Here is an 18,190-nt window from a genome sequence, read left to right as displayed (position 1 = left end):
GATCTATGAATCGGCAACTCTTCAAACCTGGATTGCGCTCATTAACGCTGGTTGGCGCATTCACTATGGCGGTGGCTCAGGGGCAGCCAGTACGGGCTCAGGTTGTAAATCCGACTGCTATCCCTGCTGACTCGACTGCAACATTCGCCCCGACCTCTACTACTGGCTCTATCCCTGGACTTGACTTGGGGGCGCTTGCCAATGGGGGCTGGGGGAGTGGACCGGGTAGCATTCTCAATGGCGACCTAAGCAGCATCCTCAACGGGGGAGGCCTGGGTGGCATTCTCAATGGCGACTTAAGCAGCATCCTCAACGGGGGAGGCCTGGGTGGCATTCTCAACGGCGACCTAAGCAGCATCCTCAATAGTGGTGGTCTAGGTAGCATCCTCAACGGCGACCTAGGCAGCATCCTCAACGGCGACCTAGGCAGCATTCTCAACGGTGGTGGCCTAGGCGGTATCCTCAACGGAAACCTAGGCGGCATCCTTAACGGCGGTTGGGGCGGCACCCCCAGCGGCGGTGGCCTGGGTGGCATCTTGACGGGTGGTGGTGGGTCTAACAACCCTCTCGGGGACATTCTCAATGCCGGTGGCGGGTCTGGCGGCGGGGCTGTGCTTGGCCCTGGTGGTCTTTTTGGCGGTGGCGCAGGCGCTGGGCATCAGGCTAATGTCAATATCCGGACTCCAACTCTAGTGCAGGGGGTTGCGGCTCGTTCTCCGCGCGTTGCTACGGCGGCAGGCCGCTTTCTCGACAACATTCGAGGCGGCTTTGGAGCACCGCCTGAATTCATCACCGGCAGCTTAGGTGTTCCCGATGTTCTGGCATCACAGCTTGCGCTCACCGAAGCGATCGTCTCTGGGGCAGAAAATGGCTCGCCTGGTGCCGCCTCGCAGCGGGTAGACCGGTTCAACATGAACCCCATCGCCCTGGCTGACACGGCTAGTAAAGAAGTCTCCCGTGCGGCCGCCGCAGGTTTCGCTAACTCTCTCCTTAGCGAGGAAGGTCAGGAAGCGATTGTTGCTGAGGTCAAGGCCACAGACGACACCTTGCAGGAAATCGTGGTTCTGGCTGAAGAGGCCCAGGGCCTGGATGTAACGCAAGACATTATGAAAAGCCAGATTGCGGCCCTGGCGCAATCGTCTGCTATCGACGTGGCTCAGTACGGTCAAAGCATCCAGATGCGGCAGCAACTGGCGGCTGACTCGCTGGTGCAGATTGAAGCCGCCCGAGAGCTATCGGCTCTCAACCGGGCGCAATCTCGGCAGGGCATGGCCCAGGCCGCTGAGGTGATCAACAGCTCGGCGGGCTTGGTGCTTTTTCAATAACTCAACCCAGGCAACGGTTCTATTTGGGGACAGCAGATGAGCGTAATTCTCACGCAGATTTTAGGAGTGCAAGGTGCTGGCGAGCTGCTCCGCCAGGGCTTTGAGATGAGCCGTGATATTGGCGATATCTACAGCCAGTATTGGACGCAGCTGTTTACCTCGGAACTCTACACCCAAATCACCGGACTGGCGCTGATCTTTGCCGTTGGGGCGCTGGTCTTGTTCATGATGCGATTTGCCTATATGGCGGTGCATGAGGATGATTACCGGGAGCCGCTGAGAATGCTGGTGTGGCCGCTGATTGTGGTGGCCCTACTGAGCAATCAAGGAAACCTTTTGGGCATCTCTACGCGCTCTGTTCGTGATGTCATCAACCGGACGAATGAGCAGGTGCTGCAAGTCTCGATGTTGAACGTCACCCTGGAAGAAGCCATTCGGGGGGCGATCGCCAAGGGGGTTGTGGTCGCCGAGGTAGATGCCCAGGTGCAGCAATGTCAGTCTCTTTTGGGTGAGGCCCAGATCCAATGCCTTGAGATGGCCTATGAGCAGATCGAAGCGACGGTGGGCGATTTTAAGCAGCATTGGCTGGTAACGGCTACGGGCATGGCTGGCAGTGTCTTTCCTCAAATTGACATGACCTTGCAGATGGTTCGAGGGGCGATCGATGCCTATAACACTGACGGCAGTGTGGGCGATATTCTGCCGGGTGCGTTTGGTGGCCTGATTGGCTCCCAGTCCCGCGTGATTATCCATGCCTTTTTGATGGCCTTTCAGTGGGCGTTTGTGAATTTGATTCAAATTTCACTATTGCTCACGGCGTTGATGGGGCCGTTTGCTGTGGCAGCCAGTCTGTTGCCCTTTGGCGGCAAGCCCATCTTTGCCTGGATCACCGGATTCTTGAGTCTGGGGTTTGCTCAGATGGCCTACAACATCATTGTCGGCATGTGTGCCGTCGTGATTATGAATGCCAACACCTTTGATACCAATGGCTTTCTGGTATTAATCGCCCTGCTGGCTCCGGCGCTGGCGCTGGGGTTGGCCAGTGGGGGCGGCCTGGCAATTTTCAACATCATGCTGGCCGGGTCAACTGGGGCCGCGACGATACTGCTCAGTCGGATGGCGCTATCGACTACCCACGTCAGTACCAACCATTCCTCTCAATCGGCCTATCCAAGACTGCCCCAAGGGGGGCGTTGATTTCTGCCTGGATTGTTGCCGGGTTGAGATTCCTTTGGCCGTAGACCCTGTAGGTAAATGAGATGACATCAATCAACCCGAAAAGACAAGGTTTACTCGCAACCGAAAACCTCCTCCCCCTCTTTGTGTTGCTAGCGCTAGTGCTGGGCGGCCTCAATCTGTTGCTGACGGCAGTGCTGGGGATGACGACCAGTCAAATTGCTAGAAAGCCTGTCCCGACTCTGGTGCAAACCATTGACGGCAATTCGTTTACGGTGAAGCCGATCGACAACCTCGATAGAACACCGGAGTCTATTCGCCTGTTCACGAGGCAAGCGATGACGATGTTGTTCACATGGAATGGCGTCAGTCAAGCTCAGGATGAGACTGGGACAATCCAAACAACGACCGATTCAGGCGTCAAGGCAGGAAGTAACACGGTCACGACTAAGGCGTGGCAAGCGAGTTTTAGCCTTTCCGAAGACTTCCGGGCTTCATTTTTGGAACAGGTTGGCGCATTGACCCCGAGATCGGTGTTTCAGGGGCAGGCGCAAAGCGTTTTCAATATTGAATCGCTGTCTGAGCCTCTGCTAATTGCGCCTGGGTTTTGGGACGTGACCATGGTCGCGAATCTGATTATTTTTGATGTCAAAAATCCTGGTGGGATTGCGATTCCGGTCAACAAGGTGATTCGTATTCAGGCCGTTGAGCCCCCCGCTGACCCGATGGAGGCTGAGGCGACGGCAGTGCAGCGGGCCGTCTATCAGGTGCGTTCGGCAGGACTGCAAATTACTGACATTACTGAGATGACGGAGGCGGCGAGATGACGACTGGAACTGAAAATGGGAATGGGGCGGCGATCGCTCCGAACACTATAGATTTGCTGCTCGATGAAGGCGATCTGGATCGCGATGAGCTCTATGAGCTATCTGTTTTGGTGGGCATAGACCCAGAAAAGGCCCCTTCTTATTCTGCTGCCTTGGGCGATGAGTCGCTGGATGGTGCGGCGACCGACCCCGATAGCGAGGATGCCGAGGAGTTGGTTGACCGCGATGTGCTGGCCGGTCGTGTCCATGCAGACGGCAAGACCCGTACTCCCATCTGGGCTAACCCTCTGGTGAAAGCAGGTTCCGTTGCCCTGATTGGGGGGCTGTGCATGGCGGTAGTGGGTGGTGTCTTATCGGGTTTTCAAAGTGCCGGGAAGCGAGATTTAACCCCCACGGCGAGGCCAGAGCAAGCGCCGGAACCGCCTCCAGACCCGACTCAGTTGGCCCTAGAGCGGCAGCGGCAGGAGATTGGGCAACTCAAGACGCGCAATGCCCTGGGGAATCAAACCCAGGCGTTGCAGCTCCACGAGGCTCGAACCAATGGCGAAGGGAATGATCCATCAGCCGCCGAGTTGCTAGCGCTGCGCAACCAGATGGCTCGCGCCCAGGCCGTACAGGAAGGGGGCGCTCAGCCTGCGCCGAATGCTCAGACTGCCGCTGCTGTCTCTCCCCAGGCCGTGCAACCGACTGGGCCAGTGACTCGCCCTGCGCCGACCTATGCCCCTGCTGCGCCGCGTCCGGCACCAGCGCCTAGACCTACCGCATCATCGCCGCCGCGACAACCCGTAGTGAATAGGCCTCCCCCGCCTCCCCCCGAGGTTCTTTGGGACTCGTTGGTCGCGATGGGCAGCTATGGCACCGGCACGGGGATGGAACCCGCCTTTACTCCAGGCTCACAGGAACCTACGCCAGTAGCATCGGCCCCTTTGGCAGACTTGTCACAGCAGCCCGCAGCGGCTGAACCTACCGCGCAACTCGTCAGCAATCCATCTCCTGCATCGTTGCAGATAGAGGAGGCTGCAATCTTAGGGCGGACTCTGAAGCGGGTGGCTCCCGGCACCACGGCGGCGGCCAAGCTGGTCGCCCCGATTTATTGGGCCGAAGATTTGAGCCGAGAACAGCAGAGTCAGCGAACGGCGATCGCCCTCAGTCAGCCACTTCTAGCTGATAACGGTGCTGTGGCGCTGGCCGCTGGCACCGTGCTGGTGGCCGAGGTGTCTGTGCTAGCAGGCTCGGGGATGGTGGAGCTGTCGGTCACCGATGTGGTCACGGTTGAGAACGGGGTGAGCAAGGTAACGCCAGTGCCCCTCAACCACCTGCTGATCACGGGCGGCAACGGTAATCCTCTCGTTGCCCAGGAGATGCGCAACGGTGGCGAGGTCAGGGCAGCACAGATGCAGCTAGCCGCCCTGGGGGCGCTCGGCCATGTGGGCGAGCTGCTTAATCGTCCCCTTAGCCAGCAGACGATTATCGGCGAGGGAGCCAGTGCTGTCGCCACCGAATACGCCCCGGTCAACATCATTGCTGGACTCCTTTCAGGCGCGGCGCAGGCCGTTTTACCCATTGAGCAGCAGCGGGTGACTCAGCGCATTGACGACTACGACTCCCGCAACCGGATCTGGTTTCACGACACTGCGGAGGTGTCTGTCTTTGCCCTGAATGAATTTGTCTTTGAGCCGTAGGATGCCACGATGAAAGACCGGAACAGACTGCTATGCATAGCGCTGACGGCTTGTGCCGTACCCTTCTGGTGGGTGGTGTTGGGAGTACCTAGCTTGGCCCAGGGTCGCCCGCTGCGACAAGAGGTGCGGTTAGAAGCGGCTCAGGCGGGTACAGTCCCGATCACGGTCTGGCCAGGGTCTGGGGCCAACCTCGACTTTTCTCGCCTCGGGCTGCGCATTTATCGAGCCTGGTTAGATGACCCCTCTAAGCTGACCATCGACTTTGACGCGCCCCTCGATGCCGGTGGCGCTCAGGTGGTGCACCTCCGCCGTATCAACGGTGTTGCGTTCCAGGGATTGCCTTCTACCCCAGCTACCCTACTCTCCGTAGTGGCGCGAGATGCCTCCGGTACAGCTCACCTTTTCCAGTTTCCGATCGCCTATGGGTCTGGGCCAGCCGATTACTCGACGATCGCGGTGGTTCCTGCCCCGGCACCAGCTGGCCCCAGGGCCATGATTCAGGCCTCGGCCATCCCCGGACAGGGGGTTACTCCCTTAACCTTCTCCCATGGGATTGCGGCTCTAATTGAAGCTGGGACGATCGTGCCCAATGGCCCCATGCACCAAAGTCTGAGGGCATTTTTGGCGTTGATCGCTAACGGTGTGCCGGTGGCAGAGGCGTCGGCTCAGACTGGTATAAGCCTGGAGGTAGTGCAGGCGGTCGCGAGGCGGGGGCTGGAGCAGCAGCGCCAAACTGTCCCGAGGCCAGGTGGTGCCCCTGAGGATGTGGATGCAGCACCGCTCGACCCGGCTGAGGCGGTTGGGGGTGACGAATGATGGGGCAGGTAGCCTCGCTCCCGGCGTTGATTCTCCTGGTGGTGCTGGGGGTAGTGTCTAGTGCTGGTGCTATTGCATCCCCCCTCGACCCAGCCTCTGCTCAGGAGGCGGAGACGCAGTCCCAGCCCGAAGCTCACCCTGGGACTGCAACAGAGCAACCCTCCCACTCGGGCTTGACTACCGCTAATTTTAATCTGCCGCTGGGGGTGCTGCGGATTGGCGATCGCCATGCGGCTATGCCTGACTGGCGGCTGATAGCCTTCTCTGACCTGCCCGTGTTGGCGGAGTCGGGAACCTGGGGGGCGGTGTCGTGGCAGCGGGGCGATGCGATCACCGATGTGCTGACGGTGGGTGATTTGCAGGGTGGCTTTGACGTCCACCTGCTGACCGTCGCGGCGATCGCCGATCAGCTAGGGGTGTATGCCAGAAAGGGCAGGGATGGAGGGATCAGAGCTATCCCTTTAGACAAGTTTGGGCTGCTGAACTATCAAACGCTATCGTCCTTGGTTAGAGCTGCCCCGGCACTCTTGTCTCTAAAGGCAAGTGACTCTCGGTTGGTCAAAGACCTGATTGCCATTGTTGACCCCACCTTTGTCGCTACCAATGGCACCCTAGGCGAGTTGATCAAGCAGCAGCCCAAGTACGGTGAAATTAGCTTGTCCTATCTCGATCTGGCCAACTACACCATTGGTGAGCTGCCGGGGATTGAGATCGCTCCGATCCAAAACTTTAGCCAATGGGAATCAGCCAAACTCACAGAGGTGCCGCTGCTTGAAAATCTGAGCCTGTGGACGTTGCCGGGCAAAATCGGCGTGCAGGGTGAGATCGCGATCGCCACCGTGCAAGAGGCCGACGAGGGTGCCCTGGAGGTGGTGTTTTCGGCCCCAGAGGCAGCTTCAGGGCAGGCGCGATCGCTGCACTGGCGGGTCGGGCAGCACCAAGTGGGTGGACTGGGGACGGGCGACCTCACCACCGTCAATCAGGGTTTAGAGCAGCTGGGTGCCGCCATCTACAATCCGTCATTCAAGATAGTGCCGTATCGGGTGTCGCGCGACGAGATCCAGTTGGTGGCCTACTTCAGAACCTGTCGGCGGTCGGGGGATGGCACAGCGGCGGACTGTTCGCCCTACGGCATTGGCCCGATTCCTTTCATGGTGGTCAAGCCGGGGGATGCCGTCTTTTTGGGGCAGCAGGCCTTTGGCGCTATTCCCTTCAGCCCCACCCCAGAGCCCCCAGATCTAGCCCCAGATGAGTCGAGCCGGGTGACCCAGGCGATCGAAGTGCTGGCTGACAATCCAGGGCCAGTCGGGCTGGTGGCGTTTTCATCAACCCTTGCCCTCGCGCTGGTCTGGGGGCTGTGGAAGGGCAACCCGGCCCAATTGTTCACCCTGCTGGCTCAGGTAACCCGCGATCTGCCGCCCGTCCAGAACCAGTCCCAGAAACATTCATCGACTCGATCTCGACCTAACCCCAAGAGCCAGAAGAAGGCCTAGGTAGCCCAGTATGGTTGACACCGAACAAGCGCTATTGGCACAGTCTCCCCCGGCCCGGTCAACGGCCCTAGAGTCGGTAGGGAATTCGATCACCCCGGCACTGAAGCCGCTGATGGGCAGCAATGGTGTCATTCTGGGTGCGATCGCGCTGGTGTTCATAGTTATGCAGATCATGAAGGGCCGAGGAACCAGCGGCAAGATTGCCAGGGGCAGCGTCAGCGGTGGCGCGGAAAAGTCGCGGGCGAGAAAGCGGGCGATCGCCCAGCTCAAGGCCAAGAAACACAATTCCGTGGCTCTCTATATTGGCTCCCTGCGGCGCAACAAACAGGGTAAGCCCCGAAATGCCAAGGCCCTCTACCTGCCCGATGTGCAGCGGGGGGTGGCGATCGCGGGCGGCCCTGGCTCGGGTAAGACCTATTCGGCGATTAACCCGCTGATTCGCGCAGCGCTCGATGAAGGGATGCCCGCCCTGGTCTACGACTTCAAATATCCAGGGCAGGCCGAGTGCTTGGTGGCCTACGCCGCCCGCCGTGGCTATGACGTGCGCATCTTTGCGCCGGGCTACCCCGAGTCTGAGGTCTGCAACATCCTCGACTTTATGGCCGATGCCGACGATGCTCTGATGGCGCGGCAGATCGCGTCGGTGATGAACCGCAACTTTGCCCGCTCTAGCAACAGCTCCGAGGACAAGTTTTTTGCCGATGCCGGGGACCAGCTGACCCAGGCTATTCTCATGCTGGCCAAGGGTATGCCCAACCCCGACCTGATGACGGCCAGCGCTGTGCTGGGTCTCGATGCGCTGCCCGCCCGGATTATGGAAGGCAAGCGTCTGGGAGAACTGGGCAGTCTGCCCCAGGGCTGGCACATTTCCCACTGGGTGTATTACGCCTTTTCTCAGCTCTTGCAGCTGAAGGACTCTGAGAAAACGGTGGCAGGGGTTATCGGTACTGCCAGCAAGGTGTTTTCTCGGTTCATGGCCCCCGAGCTGATCTCAACCTTTTGCGGTCAGACTACGCTGCCGATTGAGCTGTCCGGTAAGCAGCTGGTGATTCTGGGGCTAGATCGGCGTAGGCGTGAAGCGGTTGCACCCCTGGTGGCCACGGTGCTGCACATGATGGTGACGATGAATGTCACGAAGAAACGCAGCGATCCGTTGCTGCTGGCCATTGATGAGCTGCCGACCCTTTACCTGCCCTATTTGACCCAGTGGCTCAACGAAAACCGCTCCGACGGCTTGTGTACGGTGATTGGCTTTCAGAACATCACCCAGCTAGAGGATGCCTACAAACGAGAGCAAGCCAGGGCGATTTTGGGCGGTTGTGCTACCAAGGTGTTGTTTAACCCGCAAGACCCGGATAGCGCCCGGATGTTCTCGGATTACCTGGGTGAAGAGGAAGTAATGATCAAGCAAAAGTCGCGCAGCAGCGGCGGCAAAGGCGGAGCCTCGCACTCCACCAGCGATCATTTGCAGAAGCGCCCGATTGTCGAGCCTGCCCAGTTCAACCGGCTGCCGGTGGGGCGGTGTGTGCTAATTAGCCCTGGCTTTTGCCGCAAGGATGAGACCTCGATTCCCTTAATTTCGTCGATCAAGGTGCCCAAGGCCGATGTTTTAGATGATGACTGGAGCGTCAAGACCTGGCCCAAGGTGAAGGCGAAGCTGGAGGCCCGTACCCCGCAGTCGCTGGGTGATAGCGATCGCGCCCGGCAGGAGATTGCCATTCGGATGGCGATCGCGGCGGAGCTGTTGCCGCTACCGGTCGATGGTGAGGGCGCTGAAGCGTCGGGGGGGCGGTTTGACGGTGGGGTGCCCTCCATTTTGCCGACGCCGAAGGCCGGAGCACGGGTGATCAACGCAGCGGCATTGATGGAATTTACGGAGGCATTCTAATGGCAGACCCCAGCTACCCCCCCAATGGCATTGACCCTGAAATGGTGAAGAAGGTGAACTGGGTTGTGGCGTTCATCACGGGTAACGGGGCGCAGCAGGCGAAGGCCGATGCGTCGGCATCCTCAGATAGTCCCTCGCCTCAGGCGAAAGATCCTGCACCCGAGACCCCGATTCCAGACCCATGGGAGGACGTTTGATATGGCTGGACTGGAAGAAACAACGGGGGTGCATGGGCATGACGGCGATAAGGCCGAGCACTCTATCCGTGACGTGATGAGTGGAATTTTGGCGGCTATTGCTCTAGTCCAGGGGCGACGGGTGGTGGTTCACGATAGCTCATCCTCGGCAGTGAAGAAGGAGGATGAGCTATCGCCGCTAGTGCTTGGGCTCGCGCTAGAGGGTGCCCCAGATCTCCTGGGGCTACCGGCAGGGCCGATTCATGCTGAGCCGGGGAAGGTGCCCGATGGCTTGGGGCCACATTCCCCGACCGATCTGGTGGCAACCCCTGGACGCTCTCCCAGGGTGCAAGGGGTAGTGCAGATTCGAGTCGGTGACTCGGTGTTGTTGACCACCGAGGGCACCCTGGCTGTAGACCTGATGCAGCACGAGCAGGCGAATCCTGGGTTTATTGACGGGCTAAAAAGGGCGGCGGAAGATCGCGAACTGCCTGTCGATGCGCCAGTGGTTTCGGTGTTTCGGGATGGCAAGCTGGAGTTTTACCGGGATGGTGAGCAGAGGGTAGAGTCGCCCACCTTTCGGCGGGAGCACGATGCCTCGGTGATGGATGCGGATGTGGTTGAGTCAAAACCAGCTTTAGCTAAAGCTGGTTTGGGGGCGTCGGGAGGGGCGGCGGATGGTGGCCCTGCGGATGCGCTAGGTGGGCAGCAGATTGGGGTGGCGAGTTTGTTGTCTCGGGTGATGGATACCTGTTTTGACCCAGGGGGTGGCCCGGCTAAGCTAATTGGGGCTGACTATGAGGTTGAGCGCGTTGCAGATCGCTCGATCTCACTGCGAGCGAAGGATGGCCGGGGGCAGATTTTTGCGGCGGATGCGGCGGGTGTGACGACGCAGAATGATTTGACGGGGGCGGATTATGAGCGGCTGCGGGTGATTGAGCAGATTGAGGTGCGGCGGGGGGTGAGTTCGATCGCACCTGCGGTTGCGCCGCCCACGCAGGGGATTGAGCTGGATTAGCTAGCTATTGTGGTACCGCGATAAAGAATTACTGAAGTTATCTGAAAAATACTCCATAGAAGGTCTATTATGCAGGGCATGATTTGAACAACAACCAAATTTAAGAAATTATACCGGTTTTTTCAGACTAACCCCCTTGTTTGAGGTGGTATTCAACTCAACATCTGGCTAATGATCAGAGGTGTCATGCAGAGACCAAAGAGAGAAAGCAGACTAAACACAAGGTTAGGCAGCAAAATCAAATGGAGTGAAAGTTTGGACAGAACAAACCCTAGGGATAATTATTGGAGTTAAATAATCTTTTCCTTACAAAGTGATCTAAATGCCTAGTGATCAATACCTGATTGATATTCTCAAGCAAGGAAGCGAATGCTGGAATAATTGGCGTTTAAAAAATCCTGACAAAAAACTTGTTTTTGGGAACATAAATTTCCGAGAACAAAATCTTAATGGGTTGAACTTGCAAAGTGCAAATCTTCAGGGGATAGATTTTAGGGGTGCAAATCTCCGCGAGATAGATTTTCGGCAAGCCAATCTTTTTCAAGCTGATTTTCGAGAAGCTAACCTCGTTGATGTTGATTTTAGTTTTTCTAATCTAACCAATGCTTACCTTAATAACCTTGATCTTCGTAATAATAAATTTTTGTCGACCCAAATTGACGGTGCAAATCTTCAAAAAAGTAATTTTCAAAGTGTCAATTTAGAGAGAGTTTTGGCAAGAGGCGCAAACTTTTTTGAGGCAAATTTAGAAAAATCTCATTTGTTCCAAGCAGCCCTTCATCAAGCAGATCTAAGTTTTGCAAAACTTAGATCTGCGAATCTTGTTCAAGCTGGACTTATTAGATCGGATCTTAATAATTCAGATCTTAGTGAAGCAGATTTAACCGAGACAGAATTGGTTGGAGCTTGGTTGAAAAACACAAAATTTTGTAAGGCGAATCTTACAAGAACCAAACTTTTGAATTCGCAACTTAGTGAAGCAGATTTTGCAGAAGCCACCTTAGTAGATTGTTGGGTATACGGTATTTCAGCTTGGAAAATCAAAAACTTAGATACAGCGACTCAAAGGAACCTAATTATTACTCGCAACGATGAACCAATCATTACAGTAGATGATTTAGAAATTGCTCAATTTATTCATATACTACTGACCAATCAAAAAATTCGTAAGGTCATCGACACAATCACTTCAAAAGTTGTGCTGATACTTGGGCGTTTTACACCCGAGAGGATAGCTATTTTGGATGCTTTACGTGAAGCACTTCGTAGCAGAAATTATTCAGCAGTTGTTTTTGATTTCAAGAAACCTTCCAATAGAGACTTAACTGAAACCGTATCTACTCTTGCTCATCTTTCAAGGTTTGTAATTGCAGATATTACAGATGCAAAGAGTATACCGCAAGAGTTGCAACGAATAATACCTTCCTTACCTTCAGTGCCAATTCAGCCAATCATTCTTGATTCACAATTTGAATATTCTATGTTTAAGGATTTTGGAGCATATCTGTCTGTTTTGCCACCTCATCGTTATCAATGTGTAGAACAGTTGTTAGTTTCCCTTGAAAAAGAAGTCATTTCTCCAGCACTAAAGCGAGCATCAGAAATTGCCGAACATCGTAGAAAATTTGAAATTCATCTTAAGTAACTTTTGAATTGTTCTTTTTGATGTTGCCTAACAATTTCCTTAGAGCGGGCGCACTAAAGATCTCGCGTGAATACGAAAAATACTAATAGCTTCTCAATATGAACGTTAGCCTTCAATTCTAGATGTATATATGTAGCTAACTGAGCCACAATCCAAGAATAATCCACTATCATTGAAACTACTTTATTGAGAGAAAGAATGGCATATAAAAACGGAAATTATTGCGCTTTCTATGTTTCTGAACCGTTCAGTGAAACCATTTTAGGTGCTCATGCAACCAAGGACTTTGTTTATTACAATCTACTGAGATCATGGAAAGGAAAAGATTTATCCTTTCCTTTTAACGACTCACACAACAAAACATACAATGTCAGAGATAGTAGTAATTGGGAGTTAACTTTAAAGCCAAGACTTCGTGAACGTCTTAGAAACTCTAAAAACGTGATTCTATTCCTGAGTGAAAGGACAATAAACTCCCGTGCCTTGCGAGAGGAAATAGATTACGGAATAAATTTGCTTGGTCTACCTATAATTGTGGTCTACCCCGACTACAATACTCAGGAGAGCATCTTGCAAAACGGCTCTCTTAAACAAGTGATTAAGAATTTATGGAGTAATCTACCAGTGTTTAGAGACTCGATGAGTAAAGTGCCAACTCTACATATTCCTATGAATAAACACTTGATTACCCGATCACTACAAGATAGTGACTTTATGATCAACACGAAAACGACTCCAGACATGTACATCTATAGAAACTAGTTTTGATTGATGTCAGGTATAGCCTAGCCTTCACTAAAAATAAGAAAATTAAGGGAGAGGATCTTTGAACAAGGTTAATCTTTTTGACCGAAGAATTATCAAGCAATTTCTTGAGGTTACATCAGGAATAAGTGCGCTTTTTTCCCTTGTTTTAATATTTGTTGATGTACCTGCAGGGAATAAGCTAACGTTCGGTGGAATTTTCCTGGGAATACTTCTCATTATATATGTTTCGCTTTGGCTTAGATCTAATAAATTAGAAGAAGTGCATTTAATTATTGAAGGAAGCAGTGTCATAGTAAAAAAAGGAAATATCTTTAAGCAAAGTGGATTCAAAGCGATTGCATTCAATGAGTACTTTGATACTCAAGTTGATGACAAAATAATTTCTCAACAATCGCTAAATGGTATTTTTATCACCGAGTACCTTGGTGTTTCTGTCACAGAACTCGACAAGTATTTAGAGAGCTATTTATTTGAAGACGATGAAATTTTAGATGAAAATACAACAAGAAAGAGCGGAAAAAAGATCCGATTTAGTATTGGAACTATCTGTGTTTACAACGACTATCTTCTGACGGCATTCTCTAAATTTGATGAGAAGGACAGAGCATGGCTCACAATGCCTGACTATCTTGGCTTTTTAATTAACTTCTGGGATAAGGTTAATAGGGTCTATTCTCAAAAGAGTGTTGCAGTGCCTATCTTTGGCTCAGGAATAACACGCATTAAAGAACATAAAAACATTAGTGATGAAGATTTATTAAAGATAATGCTTTGGACGTTTAGGATTAGTGAGATGCGCTTTAAGTATCCAGCGAAGCTGACAATTGTCATTCATGCAGGCAAGATGGATAGGATTAACCTGCTAGATATTGCGTCAGCCAAGAATGGTTTGTAATCGAGCGGACTCCAGAGCTAATCTGGCGGGGGGAGTTCTTGAATTGACTTCTAATGCGTCTACTGCTGTCTATCAGAACTGTGTTAACCCTTTCTGAGGGTTTCAGGTGCCGAATATCAGATTTTAGAAACAGTTGGCCGACTTATGTCACAGAGTGCTAGGGTCTGCTTTGAAACCCCTTGTAAGCCCTGATATCTTGTACGGAAGAATCAGGATTTGACTTGGCTTTAAAACACGCCCTAGTTTCTGGGAACGCATTGTTCTAATAGTGAGGCCGCTTAATCGAATTTACTATTAGAACAGGATGACAAGAATAGGTGGCCTTCAATTATTAGGCTAATTGACCGAGATTGATATAAAAAATTGATCTCAGTCTATCGCTGTTCATGCACATCGATCGTCGGGAGATTATCTGTTTGGAATTCAAGCATTATCTGTGGCGAGTGATGGGCACCGTTGGTACAGCCTTAAAGGGGATTAGCAATTGTTTTTCACGCTAGTTTCGCCATCATGCCTTCGCATAGGAAAAAAAACCTGTGATTTTTTAGCGCAAAATTATCAGTTCTTCATCCCCCCCATATCGCAGGCAATATAGCAGCCATATTGCCTCACTATCGTTCAGGCATCAGCGCTCCGCGTATCCTGAATGCTTGCAAAAATCAGCCTGGTCGCCACCGAAAAAACAGCGACTCTCAGATCGCTCCTGCTGGCTCTGCTGGCCGCTCTCGCCCTCGCTGGCCTGCTAGCCGTCGTTCAGCTCACCCCCGCCCTTGCCCAATCCGTCGCCCCTGTCACCTACCAAAACTTCTTCACCACCACCTTTCGCGACCTGGGCCTCGCCACCACCCCAGGACAAATTGCTGGCCTCCCGCCCGAGCTGTCGAGCCAAACTAGGTTTGATACCGCCCGCAGCTGGCAGCCCGGCGCAGCCTTCACCGACATCCTTCGCCTCGGCGACCTGGGCAGTAGTTTCTTGCCCCAGGCCCTCACCCTCGCCGAGATTGCTCAAGCCTCAGGCGTAGACACTGGGGCCGTTTCCCTATCCCAGTTGCACACCCTATTGCAGCGGCAGACCCTCGGTAGCCTGGCCAACCTGGCCGGTGTGCAATACCTGGCCCTCCAAGACGTGCCCGCCTTGCAAAGTGCCTTCAACGCCGCCGTGCGCCCCGAGCTGCTGGCGCTAGCCGAGCAAACCGGTGACTTGCCTGCTGGGGCCATCAACCCCGAGCAATTTGTCCAGCAGGCCCTCAACCAGTTTGGCGTCACCGCCATCACAGACCTAATCTCCTCCCCAGATCACCTCCTGGGCGGGGCCAATTTGGGAGAAATTCAATTTGCTGGGCCAGCCCTCGACCAGCTAGAGGCATTTACCGTGGGCGACATTCCAGGACTGGATCAGGTTGAGATCGCCGACCTCGACGGCTGGCAAGAGCTAGCGATCAGCGACATCCCAGGGCTGGATCAGGTCCCCTTTGGGGCATTCCCCGGCCTGCTGTCGGGGCTAGTCAACGGGTTTGGCGGCACCCACGATGTTACCTACGGCGACAAAGAGCACACCCAAACCCCCACCCAATTCTCAATTACTGGCTCGGACGTAGAAGGGTGGGAGGTGCAATGTGCCCAGGCACGGGGCTGCGCCCACCTGGAGCTAGCGGGGCCAGGTAAGATGCACGGTGCCCAATGGATCGCCGGGGGCACCGGGCCAGGCCAGCAGATGGTGCGCGGCGGCAGCGGCATTCTCGCCGCCGTCAATGGCGGTATGGAACCTACCGGGCGAGTCCCCTTTGGGGCCGTGTTCAAAGTCGTGCTGTCTGACACCACCGAGTCAGAGGGGACGGGGCAATTTTCGCTATACACCCGCTTTTGCAGTAATTCATTCTTTGCCCCCCTGGGCTGTACCCCTTACTTTATTGGGCCGATCCCGATCTGGAGCACGACGGAAAAGGGCTTTGTACTAACCGGTCCCCTGGATGGCAGTGGTGGCGCTTCTGGCGGATTACAGGTGCCCCTAGAGCTACAGCGCTATGTCAGTCAAGACCTAGGGGGTACCTACTATGGCTCCGGCGGCTCTCCCGTGCAGATGGATGAGCCCTGCCTGGATGGCTTGATTGGTGCCCTGCGCCATTCCAGTGAAGCCGCTGGGGCCAGAGAGCACATTCCCCGTATCATCGCCGCTGCCAACGAGGCTGGCGTCACCGATAAAGCTCAGCTGGCCTACATCCTCGGCACCGTGTCCACCGAGCTAGAGGGGCGGTGGAGCCCAATCAGTGAGCAAGGGGTGGGCTGTGGCACTTATGGCAGCGGCTGCTACTACGGCAGAGGCTTTGTGCAACTCACCTGGGAGGCCAACTACCGCAAGATGGGCCAGGTTCTAGGCATCGACCTGCTCAACAATCCTGACCTGGCCAACGACCCCAACACTGCCGCCAAAATTACCGTCATTGGCATGCGCGACGGCCTATTCACCGGCGTGGGCCTCGGCACCTACATCGGCAACGGCAAGGCCGACTTCCGCAATGCCCGCCGCATCGTCAACGATGCCGACAAGATGGACTACACCGCCCAGCAGTCCCAGCGCTTCTACGAGGCACTGCAATCGTGCTCGACCCTCGAAACCCAGGCAGGCGGTGGCGGCGACCTCAACGCCAAGATCATGGCTGGGGTGAGGACTGTGCAGGGTGAAAACTTTAGCGCCTCTCGCATACCAGGCACCAACCAGGGCCGGTTGGGCTGCGCGGGCATGGTCAACTACGTGCTGCATAAGGCAGGTATTCAGACCCTGGGCGGTGGCCCCCCCTACGGCAGCCTATCGGTGCATGGCGTCGAAAGTGCCATCAAGGGCGGTCGCGGCGTTAGCGTCAACCCCAATGAAGCACAGCCCGGCGACCTCAATGTAATTGATATGGGGGGCGGACGACAGCACATCGGCGTCTGTATGAATGCGGGCTGCACCCAGGTGGTGTCCAACAGTTCATCTAAGGCAGCCAGGGGCGAGGCCTCGTTCACCTGGGTGTCCGACGGCTATTTCTCACCCTCCTATGGGGGCGGACGACGGGCGATCTATCGAGTAACCAATTAGTGAGGCTGGCCATATGTTTGATCAATTTCTACGAAAAGCGCTCAGCGTCTTTGAGAGCAAACCCTCGGCTTGGGCGGTCTTTGGCCTGTGTTTGGCCCTGGTGCTGCACACCCTCATTTTTGTTCTACCGGTCACCGCTCAAGACAGCCGTGAGATCACCTTCTCGGGGCGCACTCCTCGCGCTGCTGTGCAGGCGCTGCTCGACGACCAGCGCCCCCCGGAGGTGGAGGCCGAGATTGGCACCCTTTCCCAGACCGGCGACTACGGTATTGCCGATTACTGGTATGGCGAAGGCGGCGGCATGACCCTGCTGCGCCGAGCTCCCGGTGGTTGGGAAACCTTTTGCGGCACGGGGGGCGCATGGCAGGCCAATGACCTGGTCAATTTCTGTGGCCTGTCTCTGGGCGATGCCCAGACGCTTTGGCAGCAGTACGTCGCCGATGGAGGTGGGCAATGAAGACACAAATATTGGGTTTGCTTCTGTGCGTTCTGCTGGTGCTGCCAACCTTGGCCGGGTGTTCGGCACGGGCACAGAGCGATCGCGTTCTGGGAGCCGAAGTTGTGCCCCCGGTCTTTCGGACAGTGGCGGCAGAGGTTGAGGCCGCATCGAGCATCCCGGTGCTGCTGCCGACATCTATCCCCGAAGTGGTGCTAAGGGAGCCTGCCCCTGGACAGGATGAGCCCTTTTACCCCTCGATCGCCAGGGCTAACCGGGGCAGCTACGACATCAACCTGGATGCGATCGACCAATGCTACGGGGCCGGGTACTGCAACTTTGGCGTATTGGGTGCTATTCGCCTCACCGCAGACACACCCACAGTGGATGAGGAATATTCCTTTTACCTCGACCCTGAGTACCAGCCGATGATGCGCAGTGAAGAACCCATCACCACGGTCACCCTGAGCGGGGGTATCACCGGCATCTTTATCCCCTGGGTGTGCGGGGCTAACTGCAACACGGCCAAAGTTTTTTGGGAGGAGCAAGGGATTCGGTACTTCGTCGGCATCCGCTCTGGCCAAATGCGCGATGTGGTGGCGATCGCCAACTCCATGATTGAGAATCAGCCTGCATCAGGCGTACCTGATGCCGTTAGTGAGGACACGGAAAAATGAGCCAAATAGATCCGTTCGGTAGCCCTGGGCAACTCGATCAGCTCTCCCCTGAGTGGCTGGAGCTTCTCTATTCTGTCTGCCCCACCTTACCGGACGACGACTCTGAGCCAGGGGGCAAACCGGAAACGGGGTTACCGATTCCGGCTGATGACCCGTTCTGGGATCAGGCAGCGGCATTGGGCTATGACCGACCCGATGCAGAGCCGGTCTTTTATCCCCCCATCAGCAACGTGTTGATGACTTCGTTTCTAGATTCTGTATTTGGCCCACCTTCTGTTGATCCCTAGCG

At 55.0% G+C, this 18,190-nt stretch carries 16 protein-coding genes; all 16 read left to right on the top strand.

Annotated elements, in window-relative coordinates:
* Positions 1-5 precede the first annotated feature (5 nt).
* On the top strand, positions 6-1,325 hold the full coding sequence (locus tag IQ265_RS25035; RefSeq protein WP_194058666.1) for a hypothetical protein: 1,320 nt from the start codon (positions 6-8) through the stop codon (positions 1,323-1,325).
* A 36-nt stretch (positions 1,326-1,361) separates the two neighbouring features.
* A complete protein-coding gene (locus IQ265_RS25030) occupies positions 1,362-2,522 on the top strand; it encodes a hypothetical protein (protein WP_194058664.1) in 1,161 nt (386 codons plus the stop codon).
* Between the two features lie 62 nt (positions 2,523-2,584).
* Positions 2,585-3,328, top strand: coding sequence for a hypothetical protein (locus IQ265_RS25025; RefSeq protein WP_194058662.1), 744 nt, complete (start codon positions 2,585-2,587; stop codon positions 3,326-3,328).
* Entirely contained in the window at positions 3,325-5,010 is a 1,686-nt protein-coding gene (locus IQ265_RS25020; protein WP_194058660.1) for a hypothetical protein, read from the top strand. Before IQ265_RS25025 ends, IQ265_RS25020 begins: the two co-directional genes overlap by 4 nt.
* 9 nt (positions 5,011-5,019) lie before the next feature.
* On the top strand, positions 5,020-5,826 hold the full coding sequence (locus IQ265_RS25015; RefSeq protein WP_194058658.1) for a hypothetical protein: 807 nt from the start codon (positions 5,020-5,022) through the stop codon (positions 5,824-5,826).
* Positions 5,826-7,319, top strand: a complete 1,494-nt coding sequence (locus IQ265_RS25010; RefSeq protein ID WP_194058656.1) for a hypothetical protein — start codon at positions 5,826-5,828, stop codon at positions 7,317-7,319. Before IQ265_RS25015 ends, IQ265_RS25010 begins: the two co-directional genes overlap by 1 nt.
* A 10-nt stretch (positions 7,320-7,329) precedes the next feature.
* Complete coding sequence (locus tag IQ265_RS25005; RefSeq protein WP_228038444.1) at positions 7,330-9,207, top strand: type IV secretion system DNA-binding domain-containing protein; 1,878 nt, start codon at positions 7,330-7,332, stop codon at positions 9,205-9,207.
* A complete protein-coding gene (locus IQ265_RS25000) occupies positions 9,207-9,404 on the top strand; it encodes a hypothetical protein (protein WP_194058654.1) in 198 nt (65 codons plus the stop codon). The genes IQ265_RS25005 and IQ265_RS25000 overlap by 1 nt, the downstream gene beginning before the upstream one ends.
* Position 9,405: 1 nt before the next feature.
* The gene (locus IQ265_RS24995; RefSeq protein ID WP_194058652.1) at positions 9,406-10,401 is read left to right on the top strand and encodes a hypothetical protein; all 996 of its coding nucleotides are present in this window, start codon (positions 9,406-9,408) and stop codon (positions 10,399-10,401) included.
* Positions 10,402-10,723: 322 nt separating this feature from the next.
* Entirely contained in the window at positions 10,724-12,046 is a 1,323-nt protein-coding gene (locus tag IQ265_RS24990) for a pentapeptide repeat-containing protein (RefSeq protein WP_194058650.1), read from the top strand.
* A gap of 198 nt (positions 12,047-12,244) precedes the next feature.
* Complete coding sequence (locus tag IQ265_RS24985) at positions 12,245-12,808, top strand: TIR domain-containing protein (protein WP_194058648.1); 564 nt, start codon at positions 12,245-12,247, stop codon at positions 12,806-12,808.
* 64 nt (positions 12,809-12,872) lie between these two features.
* Positions 12,873-13,709, top strand: a complete 837-nt coding sequence (locus IQ265_RS24980) for a macro domain-containing protein (RefSeq protein ID WP_194058646.1) — start codon at positions 12,873-12,875, stop codon at positions 13,707-13,709.
* Positions 13,710-14,355: 646 nt separating this feature from the next.
* Positions 14,356-16,788: a glycoside hydrolase family 19 protein gene (locus tag IQ265_RS24975; protein WP_194058644.1), complete on the top strand. Its 2,433-nt coding sequence runs from the start codon at positions 14,356-14,358 to the stop codon at positions 16,786-16,788.
* Between the two features lie 13 nt (positions 16,789-16,801).
* A complete protein-coding gene (locus tag IQ265_RS24970) occupies positions 16,802-17,245 on the top strand; it encodes a hypothetical protein (RefSeq protein WP_194058642.1) in 444 nt (147 codons plus the stop codon).
* Positions 17,242-17,901 (top strand): hypothetical protein, encoded by a 660-nt coding sequence (locus IQ265_RS24965; protein WP_194058640.1) that lies wholly within the window; start codon positions 17,242-17,244, stop codon positions 17,899-17,901. Before IQ265_RS24970 ends, IQ265_RS24965 begins: the two co-directional genes overlap by 4 nt.
* Positions 17,898-18,188 carry a hypothetical protein gene (locus IQ265_RS24960; protein WP_194058638.1) on the top strand — a complete coding sequence of 97 codons (291 nt, stop codon included), beginning with the start codon at positions 17,898-17,900 and terminating at the stop codon, positions 18,186-18,188. The genes IQ265_RS24965 and IQ265_RS24960 overlap by 4 nt, the downstream gene beginning before the upstream one ends.
* The last annotated feature ends 2 nt before the right edge of the window (positions 18,189-18,190 follow it).

It is taken from the genome of Nodosilinea sp. LEGE 06152, from assembly GCF_015207525.1.
In the GTDB taxonomy this organism is placed as follows: domain Bacteria; phylum Cyanobacteriota; class Cyanobacteriia; order Phormidesmidales; family Phormidesmidaceae; genus Nodosilinea.
Note: the sequence above shows the minus strand (reverse complement) of the source record. Positions and strands in the feature narration are given on the sequence as shown.